Annotated in this window: 23 protein-coding genes; 13 read left to right on the top strand and 10 right to left on the bottom strand. The window is 39.3% G+C overall.

Annotated elements, in window-relative coordinates:
* Positions 1-577: 577 nt before the first annotated feature.
* The gene (locus J7338_RS02870) at positions 578-1,444 is read left to right on the top strand and encodes a LysR family transcriptional regulator (RefSeq protein WP_210795451.1); all 867 of its coding nucleotides are present in this window, start codon (positions 578-580) and stop codon (positions 1,442-1,444) included.
* A gap of 10 nt (positions 1,445-1,454) precedes the next feature.
* Here J7338_RS02870 and J7338_RS02875 read toward each other — a convergent pair whose 3' ends face one another.
* From J7338_RS02875 to J7338_RS02885, 3 genes are all read right to left on the bottom strand, one after another.
* Complete coding sequence (locus tag J7338_RS02875; protein ID WP_210795453.1) at positions 1,455-1,829, bottom strand: RidA family protein; 375 nt, start codon at positions 1,827-1,829, stop codon at positions 1,455-1,457.
* Between the two features lie 11 nt (positions 1,830-1,840).
* Positions 1,841-2,977 carry a threonine synthase gene (locus tag J7338_RS02880; protein ID WP_210795455.1) on the bottom strand — a complete coding sequence of 379 codons (1,137 nt, stop codon included), beginning with the start codon at positions 2,975-2,977 and terminating at the stop codon, positions 1,841-1,843.
* A 509-nt stretch (positions 2,978-3,486) separates the two neighbouring features.
* Positions 3,487-4,815, bottom strand: coding sequence for an ATP-binding protein (locus J7338_RS02885; RefSeq protein ID WP_182719458.1), 1,329 nt, complete (start codon positions 4,813-4,815; stop codon positions 3,487-3,489).
* Positions 4,816-5,900: 1,085 nt separating this feature from the next.
* Between J7338_RS02885 and J7338_RS20740 the strand changes: the two genes are divergently transcribed.
* Positions 5,901-6,098: a hypothetical protein gene (locus J7338_RS20740; protein ID WP_275074566.1), complete on the top strand. Its 198-nt coding sequence runs from the start codon at positions 5,901-5,903 to the stop codon at positions 6,096-6,098.
* Between the two features lie 136 nt (positions 6,099-6,234).
* Positions 6,235-6,825, top strand: a complete 591-nt coding sequence (locus J7338_RS02895) for a hypothetical protein (protein ID WP_182761012.1) — start codon at positions 6,235-6,237, stop codon at positions 6,823-6,825.
* 3 nt (positions 6,826-6,828) lie between these two features.
* Here the strand turns inward: J7338_RS02895 and J7338_RS02900 are convergent, their stop codons facing one another.
* The 3 genes from J7338_RS02900 to J7338_RS02910 form a co-directional block, all read right to left on the bottom strand.
* Complete coding sequence (locus J7338_RS02900) at positions 6,829-7,446, bottom strand: DUF4303 domain-containing protein (RefSeq protein WP_210795457.1); 618 nt, start codon at positions 7,444-7,446, stop codon at positions 6,829-6,831.
* An 87-nt stretch (positions 7,447-7,533) separates the two neighbouring features.
* On the bottom strand, positions 7,534-8,982 hold the full coding sequence (locus J7338_RS02905) for a dihydrolipoyl dehydrogenase (RefSeq protein WP_210795459.1): 1,449 nt from the start codon (positions 8,980-8,982) through the stop codon (positions 7,534-7,536).
* Positions 8,983-9,121: 139 nt separating this feature from the next.
* Positions 9,122-9,850, bottom strand: coding sequence for a glutathione peroxidase (locus tag J7338_RS02910; RefSeq protein WP_149981621.1), 729 nt, complete (start codon positions 9,848-9,850; stop codon positions 9,122-9,124).
* A gap of 114 nt (positions 9,851-9,964) precedes the next feature.
* Here J7338_RS02910 and J7338_RS02915 point away from each other — a divergent pair, with 114 nt between their 5' ends.
* Complete coding sequence (locus J7338_RS02915) at positions 9,965-10,867, top strand: LysR substrate-binding domain-containing protein (RefSeq protein WP_210795461.1); 903 nt, start codon at positions 9,965-9,967, stop codon at positions 10,865-10,867.
* Here the strand turns inward: J7338_RS02915 and J7338_RS02920 are convergent.
* Positions 10,851-12,044, bottom strand: a complete 1,194-nt coding sequence (locus J7338_RS02920) for a flagellar assembly protein FlgT (RefSeq protein WP_210795463.1) — start codon at positions 12,042-12,044, stop codon at positions 10,851-10,853. The genes J7338_RS02915 and J7338_RS02920 overlap by 17 nt on opposite strands.
* A gap of 162 nt (positions 12,045-12,206) precedes the next feature.
* Between J7338_RS02920 and J7338_RS02925 the strand changes: the two genes are divergently transcribed.
* Positions 12,207-12,665, top strand: a complete 459-nt coding sequence (locus J7338_RS02925; RefSeq protein WP_210795465.1) for an LPP20 family lipoprotein — start codon at positions 12,207-12,209, stop codon at positions 12,663-12,665.
* Between the two features lie 284 nt (positions 12,666-12,949).
* Here the strand turns inward: J7338_RS02925 and flgN are convergent, their stop codons facing one another.
* The 3 genes from flgN to flgA form a co-directional block, all read right to left on the bottom strand.
* Positions 12,950-13,381 (bottom strand): flagellar protein FlgN, encoded by a 432-nt coding sequence (gene flgN / locus J7338_RS02930; RefSeq protein ID WP_210795467.1) that lies wholly within the window; start codon positions 13,379-13,381, stop codon positions 12,950-12,952.
* Positions 13,374-13,688, bottom strand: a complete 315-nt coding sequence (gene flgM, locus J7338_RS02935; RefSeq protein WP_210795469.1) for a flagellar biosynthesis anti-sigma factor FlgM — start codon at positions 13,686-13,688, stop codon at positions 13,374-13,376. The genes flgN and flgM overlap by 8 nt, the downstream gene beginning before the upstream one ends.
* A gap of 78 nt (positions 13,689-13,766) precedes the next feature.
* Positions 13,767-14,474 carry a flagellar basal body P-ring formation chaperone FlgA gene (gene flgA, locus J7338_RS02940; protein ID WP_210795471.1) on the bottom strand — a complete coding sequence of 236 codons (708 nt, stop codon included), beginning with the start codon at positions 14,472-14,474 and terminating at the stop codon, positions 13,767-13,769.
* Between the two features lie 141 nt (positions 14,475-14,615).
* On the opposite strand from flgA, the gene J7338_RS02945 reads away from it, so the two are divergent.
* The 8 genes from J7338_RS02945 (at position 14,616) to flgG (ending at position 21,280) form a co-directional block, all read left to right on the top strand.
* Positions 14,616-15,548 (top strand): chemotaxis protein, encoded by a 933-nt coding sequence (locus J7338_RS02945; protein ID WP_210795473.1) that lies wholly within the window; start codon positions 14,616-14,618, stop codon positions 15,546-15,548.
* Between the two features lie 20 nt (positions 15,549-15,568).
* Entirely contained in the window at positions 15,569-16,399 is an 831-nt protein-coding gene (locus tag J7338_RS02950; protein WP_210795475.1) for a CheR family methyltransferase, read from the top strand.
* A 193-nt stretch (positions 16,400-16,592) separates the two neighbouring features.
* On the top strand, positions 16,593-17,003 hold the full coding sequence (gene flgB, locus J7338_RS02955; protein ID WP_145239549.1) for a flagellar basal body rod protein FlgB: 411 nt from the start codon (positions 16,593-16,595) through the stop codon (positions 17,001-17,003).
* Positions 17,004-17,005: 2 nt separating this feature from the next.
* Positions 17,006-17,437, top strand: coding sequence for a flagellar basal body rod protein FlgC (gene flgC, locus J7338_RS02960; protein ID WP_210795477.1), 432 nt, complete (start codon positions 17,006-17,008; stop codon positions 17,435-17,437).
* Between the two features lie 14 nt (positions 17,438-17,451).
* Positions 17,452-18,132: a flagellar hook assembly protein FlgD gene (locus J7338_RS02965; RefSeq protein ID WP_210795479.1), complete on the top strand. Its 681-nt coding sequence runs from the start codon at positions 17,452-17,454 to the stop codon at positions 18,130-18,132.
* 58 nt (positions 18,133-18,190) lie between these two features.
* Positions 18,191-19,546: a flagellar hook protein FlgE gene (gene flgE, locus J7338_RS02970; RefSeq protein WP_210795481.1), complete on the top strand. Its 1,356-nt coding sequence runs from the start codon at positions 18,191-18,193 to the stop codon at positions 19,544-19,546.
* 159 nt (positions 19,547-19,705) lie between these two features.
* A complete protein-coding gene (locus J7338_RS02975; protein ID WP_210795483.1) occupies positions 19,706-20,470 on the top strand; it encodes a flagellar basal body rod protein FlgF in 765 nt (254 codons plus the stop codon).
* Positions 20,471-20,491: 21 nt separating this feature from the next.
* A complete protein-coding gene (gene flgG, locus J7338_RS02980) occupies positions 20,492-21,280 on the top strand; it encodes a flagellar basal-body rod protein FlgG (protein ID WP_145239534.1) in 789 nt (262 codons plus the stop codon).
* Positions 21,281-21,289: the final 9 nt, after the last annotated feature.

Here is a 21,289-nt window from a genome sequence, read left to right on the forward strand (position 1 = left end):
TCTTATGACTAGCAACTAGCCGAGTAACGCAAGTTAAATTAGCTTCTGAGGTAGTTTTAACAACTTCCGCTTCTCGCTCAAAACTGACTGTGAAAGCGAGAATGGTTGTTATTTTATTCAGTACAGTTATTTACAGAACTCCAAGTAAGACCTTTTTTGCTATTCTGGCAAGTGGCTAGCTAAGGTTGGTTTATGGCTTTGTGCTGGTGTTTTTTGTGGGCTGAAGCTTAGTTTAGAGCTTTAGCTATTTGAAATGTTGTATTTAACGGCAATTTTATTTAAAAGTGATAGCTTTAGCTCTTTTTAGATTATAGGGAGCTTTAGCTAACTCGTTTCAGCTTTAGGTTATGCCTTTTCTACCTTCCATGAATAGTGCCTAGTGCTAGTGCCTATTAAAAAACGGCTTTATCAGCGAATCACTGACCTTTTACTTTTTAGTATGAGTTCAGCATCTTAATTCACGCCATCTTACGCTCAACATATTTTCGATCAGTTTTACTAAGTGGTTACTAAAATTGCCATCATGATTTGTAATCATTAATATAGGCCATCAATTCTATAAATTCATGGTTCAGCAATGTTACTTGATGGCATCGAAACTATGCTTGTTCTTGCGCAAGAAAAAACGATGAGCAAGACGGGCAGTGCTCTTTATATTAGTCAATCGGCAGTGAGTAAACGCATTGCAAACCTTGAGCGTCATTTAGGCAAAAAACTCATTGAACCTAAGGGGCGCTATGTCGCATTGACAGCTGATGGCCTGGCTTTGATTCGAAATGTAGGGCCTGTTTTCGACCAGTTACGAGGGCAATTAAGTGAGCAAAAAAATTATGAATCTACTGATACTATTTTACCGATAGATTGTTCCGAAACGCTGGTTGCGGGGTATTTCAGTAAAGTACTTGCAAGTTGCTTTGCTCTAGACTCAAAAATACGACTTTCAACTAATCACACACCACGAATTATAGAAAACGTGAAGTCAGGAAAAGCTGTGATCGGACTTTGCGCAGGCCATCTTACACCACATCACGGCTTGCTTACTTTTCACTTATTCGATGAACCCTTCTATGTTGTGAGCGCTAGTTCTTTAAAGTCACTTCCAGATGAGCTAATTACCACTGACTTGCGTAACAATGCAAATTCATATCAAGCCGGTATTCTAGCAGGTTTAAATATTACACCGCTGATGGAGATCGATTCCTATAGTGCAGCAGTGCAACTTGCATTAAGCGGCGCTACTCCGGCTTTGGCACCTCTATCAATTATTCGTACCCTTAAGGTGCCAACAAAAAACTTTTTTACATTCGATGAGCTACAACCGATTTGTCGGCCGATTTACTTGTGTGTGCGAAAGAACAATTCTAGGTTACCCCGTATCAATACTGTTATAGAAGCAGTGCAAACATCCATAGAACATTTACGACTGGATTCGCATGTCATTTAATTATGCGGACTCAGCACACGGCTATACAGTCAATTTCTATCTGAAACCCAAAATGTAAATCTCTTGTTGGGACGATTGTCCTGACTGGTTTGTGCTCTATAAAGAACTCCCCACATACCGTGTTAATATCATCCCATAACGCAACATCAGAAATATAAATGACAAGTTTGAGCACTTTACTAGTATTAGTTCCAGCTTCTTTAAGGATTAGCCCTATATTTGTAAATATTTGTCTTGCTTGTTCTATAGCTGTTCCTAAAATTTTCTCTCCCGTTTCTGGATGCAGCGGTAGTTGGCCAGATAGATAAAGTAAATCATTGTGAATGATAGCCTGACTATAATGTCCTGCTGGTTTAAGTGCATTTTGTGTTTGTATTATCTTCATTAAATAACTCCTCATACGCCGGTGTTTAAGTTAAGTAGGCCTATCAGTTTTTCTGTGGCTTTAAGGCCATTTCCAGTTATCACACCAACTGTCTTCTCTGAACTATGTATATCGCCATTTTCAATAAGTTTTCGAATCCCTGCAAAGGCGGTTGCAGACGTTGGCTCAATGAAAAAACCTTGCTCAGACATTGCTTTGAGAGCAGCTGAGATTTCAATCTCACTCACATCAATAAATCGGCCAGAAGAGCTCCTTACAAACTTGTCTATTTCAACTAAACGGGAAGAACGGGTGATTCTAATGCCTTCAGCCATAGTGTGGGTTGGCGCTAAACTTATTTTTCCTGTGTTAAAATACTGCACAAAGGGATTAACGGCTTTGGACTGAATACCAAACAATCTAGGGATTTTATGAATCTCTCCCGCTCTAAGTAATTCGGAGAAACCTAAAAATGCAGCTGCCAACAAACTTCCGTTACCAGCAGGAACCACAAAGTTATCTGGCGCTGCATAGCCGCATTGCTCCCATAGTTCGTATGCTATTGATTTAACACCCTCAATAAATAATGGGTGCCAGTTATGGCCTACATAGGATGTGTTTAAATTTGAAGCGCTATTGATAGCGGCCATTGCTACGTCCTCTCGCGTGCCATCTACCTCAATGCAATTAGCCCCATACGCTTTAGTTTGTGCGGTTTTGCCTAAAGATGTTCCTCTGGGCACATAGATGTCGCACTTTAAACCACCTTTAGCCGCGTAACCTGCATATGCTGAACCACCATTGCCACTCGAATCTTCAGAAATTCTTGAAATACCTTGGTTGGCCAGATAATTAACCACCATTGCTGCACCTCGGTCTTTAAAAGAACCTGTAGGCATCAGCGAGTCCATTTTCACTAATATAGATGATTTACCTATGCGGGCTGTTGCTAGCGGTGTGATAGATTCATTGAAAGAAATGGATATATCTTCACGTTTCAGTGGGTAAGCTTTAGCGTACCGCCAAATCGAAAAGTCGGTTAGAACTAGATCAGACCGTGTTAATAAATTTTTTGCTTTTACCCAAAGAGCATTGCCGCAGTCGCATTTAATCCGTTGGACATTAGGTTCATACTCAGTGCCACAACTCATACAAAAATATTTCATCATTTGTCTCCAAATTTTAATGATTCATTATCGGTGAGTATACGTGTCAATTTATCGAGTAATTAGTGAAAATGGAGTATATAAACTATTCCTATTTGGCATGAATTATATTGTAATTTAAAGCCAAGTTATTATATTGAAATGTGAGGCCTTGTACTTAGAAAATAATATACCTTACAGCAAGACGCGTTGCTGACACTCGCTCTAACCTGACAATGGGAGTAAGTGACGCAGTTTTTGCAATTTTGGAAAGGAGTTAGTGAGATGTTTTTTGCTTTGTGATAGTTTTTATTCTGGGTTTAAGTTTAATAGAGAACTTTAGTTTTAGGCTATACCTTTTCTACCTTCCATGAATAGTGCCTTGTGCGAATACCTTATATGAACGGCTTTAACCGCGAATCACTGACCTTTTACTTTGAGTATGACCTCACCATAGTAATAGCTCTGTAAGCACTCGCCAGTTTCCTCAACGATGTTTAAATTGGTGTGTAATTTAATAGGTCTATCTTTTATCAATTCATCAGCCTCAGGTGTTTGCTTACTGCATATTCACTGTAGTAGAGCGGGAGGACAATATACTCCTTTTCCAGTGGTGATGAGCCTTGCGTGCCTGTGAGTTTAATTGTTTTGATGGGCTGGCATTTATTTATGTACGATTGTAGTGATTTTGCTTTGGTGCGTTTACCACTTTTTACTTCGATAGGCAGTATGTTGCCTTCGTCATCAGAGACCACAAATTCGATCTCCGCTCTTGCATCTCCCCATGAATATGTTGGGTCAATACCTTGCGCAGCGAGCTCTTGTTGTACAAAATTTTCGGCCACAAAGCCTTTGTATTCATAGCCTTGTTGTTTTATTTCTTTATACCCAATGTTTAGCATATGATTTAATAAGCCCACATCAAAAAGAAATAATTTAACGATATTGTCTTTTTTATATGCTGCTAATGGGCTTTTAGGTGTACCGTCAATAGGGTGGTTTTTGAGTATCAAGCGGCACTTATTTAACCAAGAAATAGCGCTTTCAAAATCACTATAGCGAGATTTTTTATCGTGCATCCCTTTAAATTTAAAGCGATTAACCGATTCATCCATCACTGATGATAGCTGTGCTGGAACATTATTAAATACAGCTTCGATTAAACCTGCATCTACTTTTCCTGAGTATTTGCCGAAGTCTCGTTGATAGCCCAGTACTAAATTTTTATGAATGTCTGTTACAGCTTGAACGCGGTCAATGATACTGTGATCAGATAAATCGAACCATGTACTTACAGCCTCTGGCATACCACCCGTAAAGTAATAATCAGTGAGTTTTGAGAATAATTTACTATGTGCTGCACTTGAGTTTGTTTGTGCTGCAAATGCCTTAATTAGAGCGGTTTCTTTCGAGGCGATCAGAAACTCACGAAATGTGAGAGGGCGCAGATTATGTTGCTCCACTTTACCTACAGGAAAGGAGTTTAATAAACCGATATTAGAACCACTGGCGGCAATATGCATATGCGGCGCTTGTTCAGCAAAGTATTTGAGGGACGTGACTGCTTTAGGGCATTCGCCTATTTCATCAAGGATCAGTAGATCTGTATTAGGGTCAAACGTTTTTCCTGTAAGTAGCTCTATATTAGATAGTACGTTTTCGGGGGATAATGAATCTGCGAATGCTTCACTCATTTGCGGGGACTCTAAAAAATCGATTCGAATCACGTTTGCAAAGGTACTGCCTAATAGAGTTTGTAATAAATAAGTTTTACCTGTTTGGCGAGCGCCATCAATTAATAAGGGTTTTCGTGCTGGCTTAGATTTCCAATCTAATAACTTTTCTAAAATTAATCGTTGCATGGCAGGTCTCGTATTACTCACTAGATGATTAATTACACTTTATTGCGCGAATAAATGCAAGTTTTTACACTTTTACGCGCGAATAAATGTGTTTTTTCACACTTTAATGCGCGAATAAGTGTGGTTTCCTTGTATAAATTAAATTGACTACTATTTTAAACGGTGATGTTTTACTTTGTTGTGCAGTAGCTTTTAAGGGATAGCAAAGATATGGCAATGCCTATTTCAGTCGATAACGCTGAACATTATAACTGGGGGCATAAGGGTGATAATTGTGATGGTTGGCATTTAGTGAAGAGTAGTGCATTGAATGTGATCCAAGAGCGAGTGCCGACGGGGAGCAGTCGCATAAGCATGAGTTTGCAGAGCCGTTCTTTTTTGTACTTAATGGGCAGGCGACTTTGTTAGCGATATAAAACCCGCAACAAGGCCTACATGTGCCAGCGGGGTTAGTGCATTAGTTATGCAACTACGCTGCGGACGAGCTGGTTTTATTGTTACCTCAACGCCGCCAAGTCATGGTGATAAAGTTGTTGCGAAGTAAGCTATATGTGTGGGCGAGAATGTGAAATAAGGTTATTAAAAAAGTGCTTAAGTATGCTTCTAGATTAGGTTGACCGCTACATTTTGGAGTGGTTTATAATATGTGTAATTATAAAATGGCTTGCGTTTTAAGGAGGGCTATATTAGATTCACCATATTGAAATAATGGACTATTTTACTATGCAATTACAAAAAACGTACCCTAGACCCGAACGTCCTTCAGATCCATCTCCGCTAGCAATGGCTATTTATAACTTCGAATTAAAAGCAAAGAAGTATCATGACGAGGCTAACAAGCAAAACTCCGATACTGAGAAGTTAAAAAACTAGTTAAAGATTATGATCATCTACAAACAGAAAAAAAGCGTATCGAATCTGTATCTATTGCGCAAATAGCACTTAAAGAATACCGAGAATTAAACTCATCGGCTGCGCAGTTTGAACTTGCTGAAGAACAGCATCATCCAACAAATACACTTGCACGTTACTTATTTTCAGTTGGTGAGCCCAAGCCTACAAAAGAGCATGAAGCACATCATATTATTTCAGGTAAAGGGCGATACAATCAACAAGCTATATTACGAGCAAGATTAAACCTTCATATGGCAGGTATAGGAATTAACGATCCACACAATGGCATTTGGCTTATTAATTTTGTTAAAAATAAAGCTCATGACTGGCTACAAAGGATGCACCACCACACAGGAAAATACATAGATACAATTATGAATCATGGATAGGTGGTAGCCTAGGTGGGGACATGAATGAAAATAAAGCTTTATTTACGAATAAACTTCGAAATGTAAAAGTTGCAATTAGGACTGGTACGTTGCCAAGTAAAATATTTGAGAAAATAGATAAGCAGTGGAAAGGCATATGAATGTATATCAATTAAGAAAGCCAACAAATGCTTACGATGTAATTAACCTTGATATAATGGAAATGTCAAAACAGATAGTTAAGAACTCGAATAAGCCTTTGAGCGATAATATTATTCAAATCGTTATGAATGATGTACCTAAAGGAAAAGCTACATTATCAGAGCTATCTCCTAATGGTTTTGAATGTAAGCATGAACCAAGGGCAAAAAAGCAAAATTATGACGTTAATTTATACGGCTCATTTTTAGTGCTGAATGAACCTGCTTATGAGTGCTTAAATGCCTCTTTAAGTGAATTTGGTGAGTTCATTGATTTAAAGACTAATGGTGATAACTTATATTTGTTCAATCCATTAATATTTGCTCAAGAGGATTTGAGCCTAACAGAAAGAGCATACCTAGATGGCTTTGAAGATGGGTTAAAGTCACTTGTTTTTGATGATGAGGATATAAGCAATAAGCTTATTTTTAAATCGAAAATGCAATCAGGTCTGTCACTTTACTGCACCGACGATTTCAAAAAATTAGTTAACGATAATAATTTGACTGGGTTAGTTTTTAATACTGACTTACTCACATATTTTTAAAAACTAACGCTCTTGTAGAATACGCTCAAATTCTTTCATCGCTAATTGCTCTGCCTCGTTACGGCTGACAATCATTGTTTCATAATCTGTTTCAATAGTTGCTAAAACAGCGGGCGGATTCATGCGTTTAATGCGTGAAAATTGCTCGTATTCAGTTTCATCGTAAGCGAGTATGGCAAGCGTGATTGAGTTTCGCTCTACACCTTCTGAAAATATACCTTCGTTATCTAAGCGAATTAAAACACGCTCTAAGGTTGATAACCATGCTTGCCAATATTTTTGGGTTTCTTCATCACTGACTATTTCATAGCTATCGTCATTGTCGAGTGCTTGTAGAATTTCACTACTGTGTTCAAAATATTCAGAGTAATCTTCTAATGATGGAAAGTCACTGACGTTCCATTTAGCGAGTAAACGGTCATCTTCTTCGCAGTCATATTCGTCTTCAAATGTGCTTTGAAAATCAGTATGGGTATTGAACATAGGTAAAAATGAACAGCTACCAGAGTGATAAAAACCGATTACATAAATATCATCACCCAAGTCAGCTAAAATTTGCTTGAATGCTTTTTTACTATCTAAATATAACGCTTGTTCAAAAGTAGAAAAGTCAGTTTTCATGTAATCATTCCTTGTAAAATATTAATAATTTGGCAGTTTATCATATGTAATAAAGCCAATTAATTAAATTAACTGGCTTTTTATTATTTATGCCCCTGGGCCACATTCCATACATTGGTTAATGATATCTGGGCCAAATTTAAGCTTGGCGTTTAAATCGCGCAGTGCGGTACGTAGGCCTTCTTCTATCACTGGGTGATAAAATGGCATGTCGAGCATTTGTGGTACAGTCATTTTGTTTTGTACAGCCCATGCCAGTAGGTGGGCGATATGCTCAGCTTGCGGGCCAATAAACTCTGCACCTAAAAACAAGCCTGTGCCTTGCTCTGCGTATAAACGCATATGGCCTTTGTTTTTCAACATTACGCGGCTGCGGCCTTGGTTTTCAAAGCTGACTTCGCCAATTTCAAAACAACCACATTCACCTAATCGCTGTGTTATTTGTTTATAGCTTTCACCTACCATGGCAATTTGAGGGTCGCTAAATACAGCGGCAATTGCAGCGCGGCGCAGGCCATTACGCACATCAGGGAATCGCCCTGCGTTTTGCCCTGCAATAGTACCTTGATCGCTTGCTTCGTGTAGTAGTGGGATCATGTTACTGGCGTCTCCGGCGATAAATATATTGGAGTCGCCACATTGCATAGTGTGTTTATCAGCGATTGGTACGCCACGTTCATCAAGCTCAATGCCGATGTTTTCAAGGCCGAGTTTGTCGGTGTTTGGTACGCGGCCCGTCGCGGCAAGTACGTAATCAAATTGCTCGGTTTGTTTTTGACCGTTTTTGTCGACATAGGTAAGCTGCGCTTTATCGTCTACTTGTTTCATATCGGATACGTTTGAATCAGTATCGACAAAAAACTCTTCAGCAAATACGGTATTTGCGTAGTCTTTTATAACTGGGTCGGTAATTGGGCCAATCGCGCCACCCACACCAAATAGTTTTACCTTAACACCTAAGCGATGCAACGCTTGGCCAATTTCAAGGCCAATAACACCAGGGCCAAATACAGCGACTGACTCTGGCAAGTCTTGCCAATCGAAAACGTCATCGTTAATGATGAGTCTGTCGCCAAAGTTATTAAATACGCCAGGGTAAGCAGGGCGCGAGCCAGTGGCAATTACAAAGCGCTTAGCGGTAATAATGGTATGGTCGTCAATTTGTACTCGGTTAGCATCTAAAAACTTAGCATAACCTACAATTTTGTCATCAGCGGGTAACTCGTCTACGGCCTCAACCACAAAGCCTGCAAAGCGGTCGCGCTCGTTACGTACGCGTGCCATTACTTCAACACCGTTTATAGTTGGTTTTGAGCTGTGCACACCAAATGCAGGGGCCACTTCAATTGAGTGAGCGGCTTCTGCGGCGGCAATCAGTAATTTACTTGGCATACAACCAACACGTGCACAGGTTGTACCGTATGGGCCTGCTTCAATCATTAATACGTTAGACGTGTGTTGTTTTGCATTGCGGTAAGCGCTTAAACCTGCGGTGCCAGCACCTATTACAACAACGTCTGTGTTTAGTTCTTTCATGGTGATGTCCTCAATACCAATTTTATTAAAAAACTGGTTTCAAAATAAGTTAATAAAATAGGTATTTAAAATGGGTATTTAAAAAGGGTATGGATAGGGGCATTGCTGCCCCTTATTATTTGCTTAAGGTATTACTTAATTAAGCAAAGTATTTTTCTAAATCGTCAGAGCCACCAATGTGCTTACCGCCGATAAATACTTGTGGTACGGTCTCACGGCCTGAAATAGCTTTTAGGCTAGTCAGTGATGCGCCGGCACCCATAGTGATCTCTTCGTATACTAGGCCTTTCTCTGTTAATAATGCTTTCGCTTTTTTACAGAAAGGGCAGCCAGGTTTAGTGAAAATGCTCACCGGCTCTGGTTTAACTTGTTTAGGGTTGATGTAATCAAGCATAGTGTCTGCATCTGATACTTCAAACGGGTCGCCAGGTAAATCTGGTTCGATGAACATTTTTTCAATTACGCCATCTTTAACCAGCATAGAGTATCTCCAGCTGCGTTTGCCAAAACCTAAATCGTTTTTATCAACTAACATGCCCATGCCGTCAGTGAATTCGCCGTTACCGTCTGGTAATAAGGTAATGTTTTGTGCTTCTTGATGCTCAGCCCATGCATTCATTACAAAGGTATCGTTTACTGATACACACACAATGTCGTCAACGCCGTTTTGTTTAAGTACACCAGCTAATTCGTTGTAGCGTGGTAAGTGAGTTGATGAACAGGTTGGTGTAAATGCACCGGGTAGTGAAAACACAACCACTGTTTTACCTTTAAAAATGTCATCGGTAGTTACTGATTTCCATTCGTCATTTTGACGTGTTGCAAATGTAACCTGTGGAATTGTTTGACCTTCAATATTCTTTAACATGTTTTTTAGTTCCTCTTGATTTGTTGATAGCCATTATGTCGTGAAAGTTGTAATAGCTCCAATCGTTTGTTTGTATTAGTATGATAGGTATTACCGATTAATTGTGAGTTTGCAGTGAATTTAAAAGATCTTGAATACGTAAAAGCGATTGCGCACTTTAAGCATTTTCGTAAAGCCGCCGATGCATGTTTTGTCAGTCAACCCACTCTCAGTGGCCAAGTTAAAAAATTAGAGCAGGAGCTAGGAGTAACCTTATTTGACCGCTCTACTAAGCAGGTTACTTTAACGGCTCAAGGTGAACGTTTGTTGACACAGATCAAAGTGATCTTAGAGCAAACCCAAATATTAAAAGAGCTAGCAGCAACATCGAGTGCGCCACTACAAGGTAAAGTAAGAATAGGCATTATTCCAACGATTGCACCGTATTTATTACCCACCTTACTCACCTCGATGAAAGAAGCGTTTGCTGATAGCCAATTCGCTTTTGTTGAGATGCAAACCGCGACTATATTAAGCGCACTGGATAACGGTGAGTTAGATATTGCTATATTAGCAGATGTGCCTGAACTTAAACTTTATCATACAGTTAAATTATATAAAGAAGACTTTTTGGTCGCTATGTCAGCGCAAAATAGTTTAGCAAAACGCAGTAAAATAGCGTTAGATGAGCTACAAGAGTGCAGTTTATTAATGCTCAGCGATGGTCATTGTTTTAAAGATCAAGCCCAGCAATTTTGTTTTGCCGCTGGGGTTGATGTGTCCAATGAGTACCGAGGTAATAGCTTAGAAACCTTATTAGCATTGGTGGCTATGGATGATGGGGTAACCTTCGTGCCTAAGCTTGCGTGCACAGAGCGCGCAGGTATTAGCTACTTGCCAATTTTTCCAACTCAACAGCGAAGTGTGGTGTTGGCCTGTCGTAAACATTACCCGCATTTAGCGGGCATTGAATTACTTGCTAATTGGCTTGTTGAGCATCCAAGCTTACATCAGCAATTAACTAAGGCTCTAAATTAGTCAGGTCTACTACATCATTTATTTGAATATTAGGCAGTGGTTGTTGGTCAATACTGACGGCAACCGCACTTTGTTGATAGACCTGTTCTACTTGTATTTGGTTGAGCGTGGTGATCAGGTGTGGCATTTTATTTCCCGCCGCATCCGTTAAATAGTTATGATGTGCAATATTCAAACGTTGGCCTTTTTCAATACCATGAGCTTTGCCTAAATTTATAATTAACTTATTGTTTTCGATATGTAGTATTTTACCTTGGGTTTCAAGGCAAGCCATAGCGGCTTGTAAGTCGTAACTAACGGTTTGGTTTATGTCGGCTATATTTTGACCGTAATCTGAACTCCAAAATTTATCACTAAACACGTCAATAATTGCAGTTTTTTTAAATGGCCAGATAGCTTGGCTACGATAACTTTTTTGCCATAGTCGCTCGTAAGTAGTGCCATCAAACAAGGCAAAATCTATTTTATATGAACGTTGGTAGGTTTCGTCCTGCCAAAAAGCATAACTGTTATTGAGTTTATCGCCATTAGATATATCCACAATTTGACTTAACAATACATACTGAGAATTACTGCGGCTCGATATTTCTTCTAATAGGGCATTACTGTAATCGTATTGTTGATTAAAAAATTCGCCAACGCGGATCGGAAAATTAAAATAAGCCGTTGGTTTAGCATTCATAGCTGATTGATTTAACGTTTTGTAGAGTGCTTCGCTGGTGGCTTTGTTAATGTCAAAAATTTGACCCATCTTCGCTTGTTCGCGATTATTTAATTGTGTTTGGGTGATCGCAACAAATTTAGTAAATTGGTTCGCAGGGCAGTGTTCTTGTTGAGGGAAGATATCCAAGCGCAAAGTAATTGCAAGTTGATCGGCTTTACGATCTTCGCTGATCATTTCTATCTTTTGAATTTCGGCATGGCTTTTTATTTTTAGTAGATCTTGGGTTAACACCCCATCTACTAAGGTTTGCATTGAGCTGACGCGTGCCCCTGAGAACACTAAAGCTTGGGTAATAGCATCCTTTATTGCCGCCGATTTTGCCGCACTTATATCATTATTTTTAATGCTTGCATGGCCGGTTGACTCATACCATTGGGCAACTGTATTAGAGGAGAATAGACTAATACTCAGCCAACAGGTGGCGATTACTATCGCTGATAAAATTCGCTTCATTATCCTAACCCCATGAACATATATTTTCTATTAGAAGTAATAGAGCAAGGAATGTACCAATTATTTTGCAAGCTTGCTTTAAAATCGTTAGAGGAGTTAATTATGGCATTGATCGTGCATTGATTTAGTTATTAATGACACTTTTAAAGCGTGAGAGAAGCTATGCGTATTGTGATTTCAATTTGTATATTAGCAAGCTTAGGTTTAGCTGGCTGTAGCAGTATTTTTGATAAACATGTTGAATATAAGTATATAGAGCCAGATAACTACCCGGTTTTAAAAGCGGTCGGTTATGCGCCAATTAGTGCGCAGCCAGGTGATAATCAATCACAACGCTCATTAATGGCGATTAAAGCATCAAAATTAGAAGCGTATCGTGAGCTTGCTGAGCAAGTATATGGACAAAAAATTACCGCAGGCACCACAGTGCAAGGCAGTATTGCACAAAACGATCACTTGCAAGGGCAAGTACAAGGAGTTATTAGAGGTGCACAAGTGATTAAAACCTATGCTGTAGGTGATACCTATGCCACAGAATTGCAACTGGATATGAAGCGGGTGCATGACTTATACATAGGTGAAATTAAACCACGCGAAGTTAAAAAAGTAACTTATTACTAAAACGCTTGATCTAATAAATTCGTTGTTATTTATGTGAGTAACTAACAAAATACACGCTAAAATATCTCACAGTGAATACTTCAGTATTATGCTTTATTTAATGTTTTTTAAACTAATTAACCAATATTTAAGCTTACGCGCATAGCTGTAGTAGGTAATTGGCAAACGAAGTCGATTCTGTTATAGAATAAAACGAGTAACAGAAAATCTATTTGAAAAGTAACTACAGATCAAGCGGAAAGCAATTAATCAGAAGTGGGCAGAGATGAAACTCAAAGGAGGGGTTATGCTTTTAAGTTATGGACAATTTTACTGTTACCGTGAACAACACTCCCGCCTTGGTCATATGTTGTAGAAGTTGGCACGCCAATTAAAATGTCTTTTAGTTGTTTTACAGTTAATTGTGCATGGTGGGCTGCATGAGCATTAACATCATTCTTCTTTTTACATGACTCTAGTAACTTATGCACATCACTCGTTAAACTTGTTACTTCGTCAGAGGTAACGTCATTATCTAAAAATAAGGCTTTTAGCTCTTTATCTAACGTTTGAATTTGACTCAAAAAGGCAAGTTTTTGTTTGGCTATATCTTTTAAGCCCTCACCACGACGAGAGGCTATAGCGGTTAACTCATCTTCTAAGATATCAGCAAGGGATGTTAAGCAATTTAGCTGCATAACAAGTTTAGAACTGATCAAATTGGTGTGATCAGCCATACACATCAAACTCAAATGCAGCAATGTTCTTAGCTAGCTTTTCAGCATCGATTTGATATTTACCTTCAGTAATTGCTTTTTTTAGCTCAGCTACCTTATTGCTATCAAAACCAGAAGATTGCTGTGCTTTATCTTGCAAAGATTTTAATTGTTGCGCTTGTGGCGTTAAGCTTACTGAATCTGCAGCTGCCTTTGGCGTAGTTGCTTGCGCAGTATTAGCATTATTGTTTTGTAAATCAACTTTTTGCTGTTTAGCATTGGCCAACACATTAGCCTGTTGCTGACCTTTATTTACTTGGCTTACCATGATTTTAACCTATACATTATCTAACATATGCCTTGTTATCGGCAACCATGTTAGAAACTTTAGCACAAATACGAAAATTTAAATAATTACCTGTACAGACTCAACACCATCAACACGGGCATTTAAAACTTTCCCTGACTTTGCATTTTTAACCTTTACTTGCTCTCCTAAAGTACCATCTTCTAGGGCGAAACCGGAAGTTTTTATTTTCAATCCTCGAATTATTGCAAAAATAGTGACATTATCCCCTTTGCAGACCATACAGATTTGATTTAAAGCAACAGGGTAACCACTGCGAATATTACGTTTGCTGCGGCTACCAATTAGCAGCTCTTCATCTTGTAAGTACTGCGCTCTTACGAAATGCTTTGGTTTCATAATCAAACGTAAATGATGAGGTTCGATAACTTCGCCTCGGCTTAGATTTTCACTCGCAACGATCACAGGGGATAGTTCAATCATACGTACATGAACATATTGACTCCAGCCATTGATGTCATCACATTTTATTTGTACGGTTATTTGGCGATTAAACGGCGGCTCGGTAGGAATATTAAATACAAGCTCGGTGTTGCAGCCACGATCTGGGATCCGACTATCTAATGTTAAGGCGTTGAGTTCTTTATTATCAGCAGTATTAGGGTCTAATTGATCATAGACATGGGATACAGCAAGTTCTTGCAATTGTTCTTTGCTATATGTTTGTCCATACAGAGGAGTTACTAGGCATAAGCTAGTAAGAAAATAAAAAACACTGTATCTTCGGCTTTTTTTTAACAAACTCATAATGTTTCGACTATGCTTATGGTTGAAAACAGGGTATAAATATTTAGCGTCAATAAACAGACGCTCCCGTGTAGTTATGTAGCTTTACAGAAAGAAAGCAATTATTGTTCCGTTCTTATTCGCTTTCTTCAGGAGATTGAAATGGCAGGCATTTTAGACTCAGTTAACCAACGTACTCAATTGGTTGGTCAAAACCGTCTTGAATTATTATTGTTCAAGCTAAGAGGGCGGCAGCGCTTTGGCATCAATGTATTTAAAGTGAGAGAAGTACTACAATGCCCTCCTTTGACAAATATGCCAAAGTCGAATGCCTATATAAGAGGTGTTGCACATATACGTGGGCAAACTATTTCTGTTATTGATTTATCAATGGCTGTAGGTGGCCCTGCGATCGAAAATATTAAAGATAGTTTTATCATTATTGCTGAATATAACCGCTCCGTACAAGGTTTTTTGGTTGGCGGCGTTGAACGAATTGTTAATATGAATTGGGAAAAAATAATGCCGCCACCGTCTGGGGCTGGCAGATATTCGTATTTAACAGCAGTGACAGAAATTGAAAATGAGCTAATCGAAATTCTCGACGTAGAAAAGATCTTAAATGAAATTTGCCCGGTTAATACCGAAGTCAGTGAATCAATAGCCAATGATGGTGAAATTCAAAAAGACTTAGGCGAGCGCATCGTGTTTATTGCCGATGACTCTGCCGTTGCTCGTAATCAAGTTAAACGTGCTTTAGAGCCGCTAGGCGTGCAAACAGAGCTGGCTAAAAATGGGAAAGAAGCATTAATACGCCTTCGTGAAATTGCTGAGCTTGACTGTAAGCATGATATTACTGAGCGAGTAGGGTTGTTGATCTCTGATGTTGAAATGCCAGAAATGGATGGTTATACCCTCACGGCTGAAATAAAAGCAGATCCAAAGTTAGCCCCCTTACATGTTATTTTACACACATCGCTCAGTGGTGTATTCAATCAAGCGATGATTGAAAAAGTGGGGGCTGATGATTTTATAGCTAAGTTCAATCCGGATGAATTAGCTACAGCAGTGAAAAAATGGGTTCATTGTGACTAATTTTAAAAGGCGGTGTTACTTTGGAAAATAAGCATTTACAGCAAAGCGAGTACGATCAGTTTCGCTCTTTTTTAGAGCAACAATGTGGCATTGTTCTGGGAGATAATAAGCTTTATTTAGTTAAAAGTAGGCTTGCTCCATTAATGGTTCGTTTTAATGTTGCATCATTGTCACAATTGGTTAGTAAAACACTGAGTCCGCATGAGCGGCAGTTACGTGCCGCAGTCGTTGATGCTATGACGACAAATGAAACTTTATGGTTTCGGGATCAATACCCGTTTGAACTATTGCAAAGTAAGTTATTTTTGGAACATAAAGAGTTACGTCGGCCGTTGAAAATTTGGTCAGCGGCAAGTTCTTCAGGACAAGAGCCATATTCTATTGCCATGTCGGTCGCTGAGTTTCAAGCTAAACAGCCAGGTGTATTAAAAATGGGCGCGCAGATCATCGGCACTGATATTTCTAATACTATGTTGGATATGTGTAAACATGCAGAATATGATTCCCTTGCTCTAGCTCGAGGGCTGTCGGTAGATCGCAGGAAAAAGTTCTTTAAAGATAGCGGCAATGGGATGGCGCAAGTAAACGACTCAATAAAAAAATTAGTGAGTTTTCGACACCTTAACTTATTAGATTCATACGCGCTAATGGGAAAATTTGATATTATTTTTTGCCGTAACGTGCTGATTTATTTTGCTCCAGAGGTGAAAGCTAAAATTATTGCTCAGTTTGCTCAAGCACTTAACCCTAAAGGGTATTTATTTTTAGGCGCATCAGAGTCTATGTCAGGATTAAGTGACGAATTTGAGATGGTACGCTGTAATCCAGGTATTATTTATCAAAAGAAATAGTTCACTCTTATAGATAGCTTGCTAATACTAATGTTTTTCAAATTTTATTGAAAATTTGACTCTGTCCCCTATAAACGATGTGTTTCCACATCGTTTTCTTTTTTAATCAATAAATTAAACACATCATAAAACACTAATCTAGTTGGCTCACCTTTTGCATTAATCACTTTAAGTCAATTTTTTGGAGATGGTTATGGCTATCAGTTTTGATAAAGCATTTGGGGTTCACCCTCATGCAATGTTGATCCGTTCGCAACGTGCTGAATTATTAGCAACCAATATCGCTAATGCTGATACGCCGGGCTATAAAGCGAAAGACATCGACTTTGCCTCAGCATTGAAAGCGGCAAAAAGCCACCAACAAGGCGGCAATAACATGGTAACAACTAACCCAAACCACATTGCCGGTGGCAGTCGTTATGTTGGTAATAGTGAAATGTTTCGCTCGCCAAATCAAGCAGATACAGGTGATGGAAACTCGGTTGATATACAAGTGGAACGAAACTTGTATACAAAGAACTCATTAGAGTATCAGGCAAGCCTGCAATTTATGAGTAGTAAAATTAAAGGCCTTAAAAAAGCCCTCGGTAGTCAAGGAGCCTAAGCATGAGTTTATATAACGTTTTTGATATTTCAGGTAGTGGCATGAGTGCGCAAAATGTGCGTTTGAACACAACCGCAAGTAATATTTCAAATGCTAATAGCATTAGCTCAAGCCAAGACAAAACTTATCGAGCGCGTCACCCTGTTTTTGCAGCTGAGCTGATGAAAGCATCAGAATCAAATAGTAATACGCAGGGGTCGTCTGTTGGCGTTAAAGTACTAGGCATTGTAGAGAGTAATAAACCTCTACAAATTGAATATAATCCAAATCACCCCAGCGCGGATGAAAACGGTTATATCTATAAACCTAACGTTAATGTCGTTGAAGAAATGGCTAATATGATTTCTGCCTCACGCTCTTATCAAACCAATGTGCAAGTTGCTGATGCAGCGAAGCAAATGTTAAGTAAAACACTGTTGCTTGGGCAGCGGTAATTGAGGGTTAGATTATGAGTAACGACATAAATACTGCATCGTCAAGCTATATAGATTCGCTTCGTGGGCAGGATAAACAAGTTACAAATGAAAAGAAAAGTGATGCCTTAACACAAGAGGATTTCTTTTCATTATTAACGCAACAACTGTCGTTTCAAGATCCCAGCAAACCTGCTGATAACGATCAAATGATTGCACAAATGACGAGCTTTACCATGGCAGAAGGTATTTCAAATTTAAATTCAAAATTTGAGTCTTTGGCGGCTTCAATGACCTCCAATTCTGCACTGCAGGCATCAACCCTAGTTGGCAAGAAGGCTTTAGTAGGGGCTGATACATTAGATCTTAACAGCAGCGGTGAAGCCTCAGGCATAATAGCTGTTGAAAGTCCTGTTAAAGATTTAAAGCTCAGTATTACAGATTCTTCTGGGCAGCTTGTGAGAACTATTAATTTAGATACTCAACCAGCAGGTGGTTTACGCTTTAACTGGGATGGGAAAAATGAAGCGGGTGAGAGACTTCCTGCAGGAGAATACAGTATAAAAGCTGAGGGCAGCATGGGCGAGGAATTTACCAGCTTACCTGTGGCTACATATAAAAACATTGAAAGTGTCAGTATTAATGGTGCGAATGGCATTATTATCAACACTAAAGCCGGTGCGATTAAGCTGACTGATGTCGCAGAAATTGCATAAAACATTTAAAAGTATATTTCTAGCCTAAGGCTAAATATTAACAATTTAGAGGTCACTTATGAGCTTCAATATTGCGTTAACAGGCATTGCTGCCGCACAAAAAGATTTAGATGTTACTGCTAATAACATTGCTAATGTAAATACCACTGGTTTTAAAGAATCGAGAGCTGAATTTGCTGATGTGTATGCATCATCAGTTTTTACTTCGGGTAAAACTAAAAATGGTGATGGTGTGCAAACAACATCTGTATCCCAACAGTTTCATCAGGGTTCAACACGGGGTACGCAAAACTCGCTTGATCTAGCCATCGGGGGCGAAGGCTATTTTGCGCTTAGCTCTGAGCTTGGTTCACAAGATCAAACGTTTACTCGTGCTGGGGCGTTTAAATTAAATAAAGATAACTTTATCGTTGACTCGCAAGGTAGCTTTTTGCAAGGTTTTCCCGTTGATCCATCAAGCGGAGATGCAACATCAGTGAGTTTGAGCACATCTACGGCGATTCAAATTCCGGACTCTTCAGGCTCTCCGCGCTCGACCACAAATGTATATTCGTCTTTTCGGTTGGATTCGACCAAAGCTGCACCGTCTATTACACCATTTGATCCAACTCAATCAGGGTCATTTACTCACTCTACCTCAACCAATGTTTATGATTCGTTGGGAGAGTCGCATACTATGCAATTGTATTTCGTGAAAACAGATGTTGCTGTTACAGGTAATGATAACGAATGGCAAACCTACGCCACGTTAGACGGTCAAGCATTCAACCCTGATGGTAGTTCGCAAGGTTCTACTGGGCCGTATAACCCAATTTCAACATTTCAGTTTAACGCCAACGGTTTACCACTTAACACCGATGGTACTGCAAATACGGGGAATACATTTAACCCTGTTGTGTTAGATAGCGCTAATATAACAGGGCTTTTAAGCAATGGTGCTAGCTTTCCTAATAATGTAACTATCAATTGGCGCGACGAAGCAGGTACTTCTTCTAAAATACCGACACAACATGCGGGAGCTTTTGAAAATAAAGTACTAGACCAAGATGGTGCTGCCGTAGGACGGTTAGCAAATATTGATATTGGTGTTGATGGAAAAATTGTTGCTTCTTATAGTAATGGCGATTCTAACTATTTAGGTCAAGTTGCGTTAACCCGTTTTTCAAATTCTCAGGGCTTACAACAAGTAGGTAATACGTCATGGAAGAAAAGTTTAACCTCAGGTGAGCCGATAGCAGGAGAAGCGAATTCGGGCGCATTTGGTAAAATTAGCTCATCAGCATTAGAGCAATCGAATGTAAACTTAACCAATGAGCTTGTTGATTTGATTAGCGCACAACGTAACTTCCAAGCTAACTCGCGTGCACTTGAAGTGAATTCAACGTTACAGCAAGCTATTTTGCAGATCCGCTAATCTCGTTTTAATATTTTCTACAATCCGACACCTAGGCTGCTATTTATTAGCAGCCTTTTTTATTTGCGCTTGATTATTTTTTGTAACTTATTACGTCAGTTTATTGTGGCACTTATCTTGCATTTATCACGTTATAGATTTTTAACGTGAGTCGATGTTATGGACAAGATGGTCTACATTGCAGCGTCAGGAGCTAAGCAAAGTTTGCGGGGCCTTGCGCTTAAAGCAAATAATTTAGCAAATGCCAATACCACTGGCTTTAAAGCTGACTTTTCACAAGCGCGTTCGATGCAAGCGTTTGGCGAAGGCTTGCCAACCCGTGTTTTTACTATGCAGGAGCGCCCAGGTTCGAATATGACTTCTGGCGGTATAGTTGAGACTGGACGTGATCTTGATATTGCTATGAGCGATAAAGGATGGCTTACAGTTCAAGATGCTTCAGGTAATGAGGCATATACAAAAGTTGGTACGTTAAATATCACCCCTGATGGCGCTTTGATCACCAGTCATGGACGTCAAGTTATTGGCGAAGGTGGACCGATTATTTTGCCTGTGCCAGTGGAGAAAATTGAATTTAGTGACGATGGCTCAATCCAAGTTCGTCCACAAGGAGCCCCAGCTAACTTTTTAGAAGTTGTTGATCGTTTGAAGGTGATCAAGGCAAATAATTCAGAGCTTGAAAAAGGCAATGATGGCTTGTTTCGGCCAAAGCCTGAATTACTGGATAATGATATATGTGGATTTTGTGACATTTCTAATGATGTAAAAGTGTTGAGTGGCACTTTGGAAATGTCAAATGTAAACCCGGTACACGAGATGGTGGATATGATCAACCATCAACGCCAATTTGAATTACAAGTTAAGTTAATGAAAACGGCTGAAGAAATTGACGAACGTCAAACTCAATTGCTGCGTATTGTTTAACTTTATTGAGAGGATATTAATATGAATCCTGCATTGTGGATAAGTAAAACAGGGCTTGATGCTCAACAAACCGATATTTCGGTTATCTCAAATAATTTAGCCAATGCCAGTACCGTTGGTTATAAGAAAAGCCGTGCTGTGTTTGAAGATTTACTTTATCAAAATATTAATCAGCCGGGGGGACGTTCATCGCAAGATACTGAAATGCCTTCTGGGTTAATGCTTGGTGCTGGTACCAAAGTGGTTGCTAATCAGAAAAACTTTTCTCAAGGTAATATGTTAACCACAGAAAATTCATTGGATTGGATGATATCAGGACCTGGTTTTTTTGAAGTTCTACAGCCTGATGGCAATATCGCTTACTCTCGAAATGGCCAATTTACCACAGATGAAGACGGCCGTATTGTTACTGCCGGTGCTGGTTTTCCCGTACAGCCAGAAATGAATGTACCTGATGATGCGCAGTCTATTACTGTATCGCAAGATGGTGAGGTATCAGTACGTATCTCAGGGCAGCCAGAGAATGTGGTGATAGGTCAGTTAACGATCAGTGACTTTATCAATCCATCAGGTCTAGAGCCGGTAGGCCAAAATTTATATACCGAAACGGCAGTCAGTGGCGCACCAGTGCAAGGGAACCCTGGTTTAGAAGGGCTCGGTACTGTTGTGCAAGGTGCACTTGAAACTTCTAACGTAAATGTAACTGAAGAATTAGTTAACCTGATTGAAACTCAACGGATCTATGAAATGAATTCAAAAGTGATTTCAGCGGTTGATGAAATGATGAGTTATATCAGTCAGCAACTTTAATTAATTCGG

The organism is Pseudoalteromonas ostreae, assembly GCF_018069805.1.
GTDB classification, from domain to species: domain Bacteria; phylum Pseudomonadota; class Gammaproteobacteria; order Enterobacterales; family Alteromonadaceae; genus Pseudoalteromonas; species Pseudoalteromonas ostreae.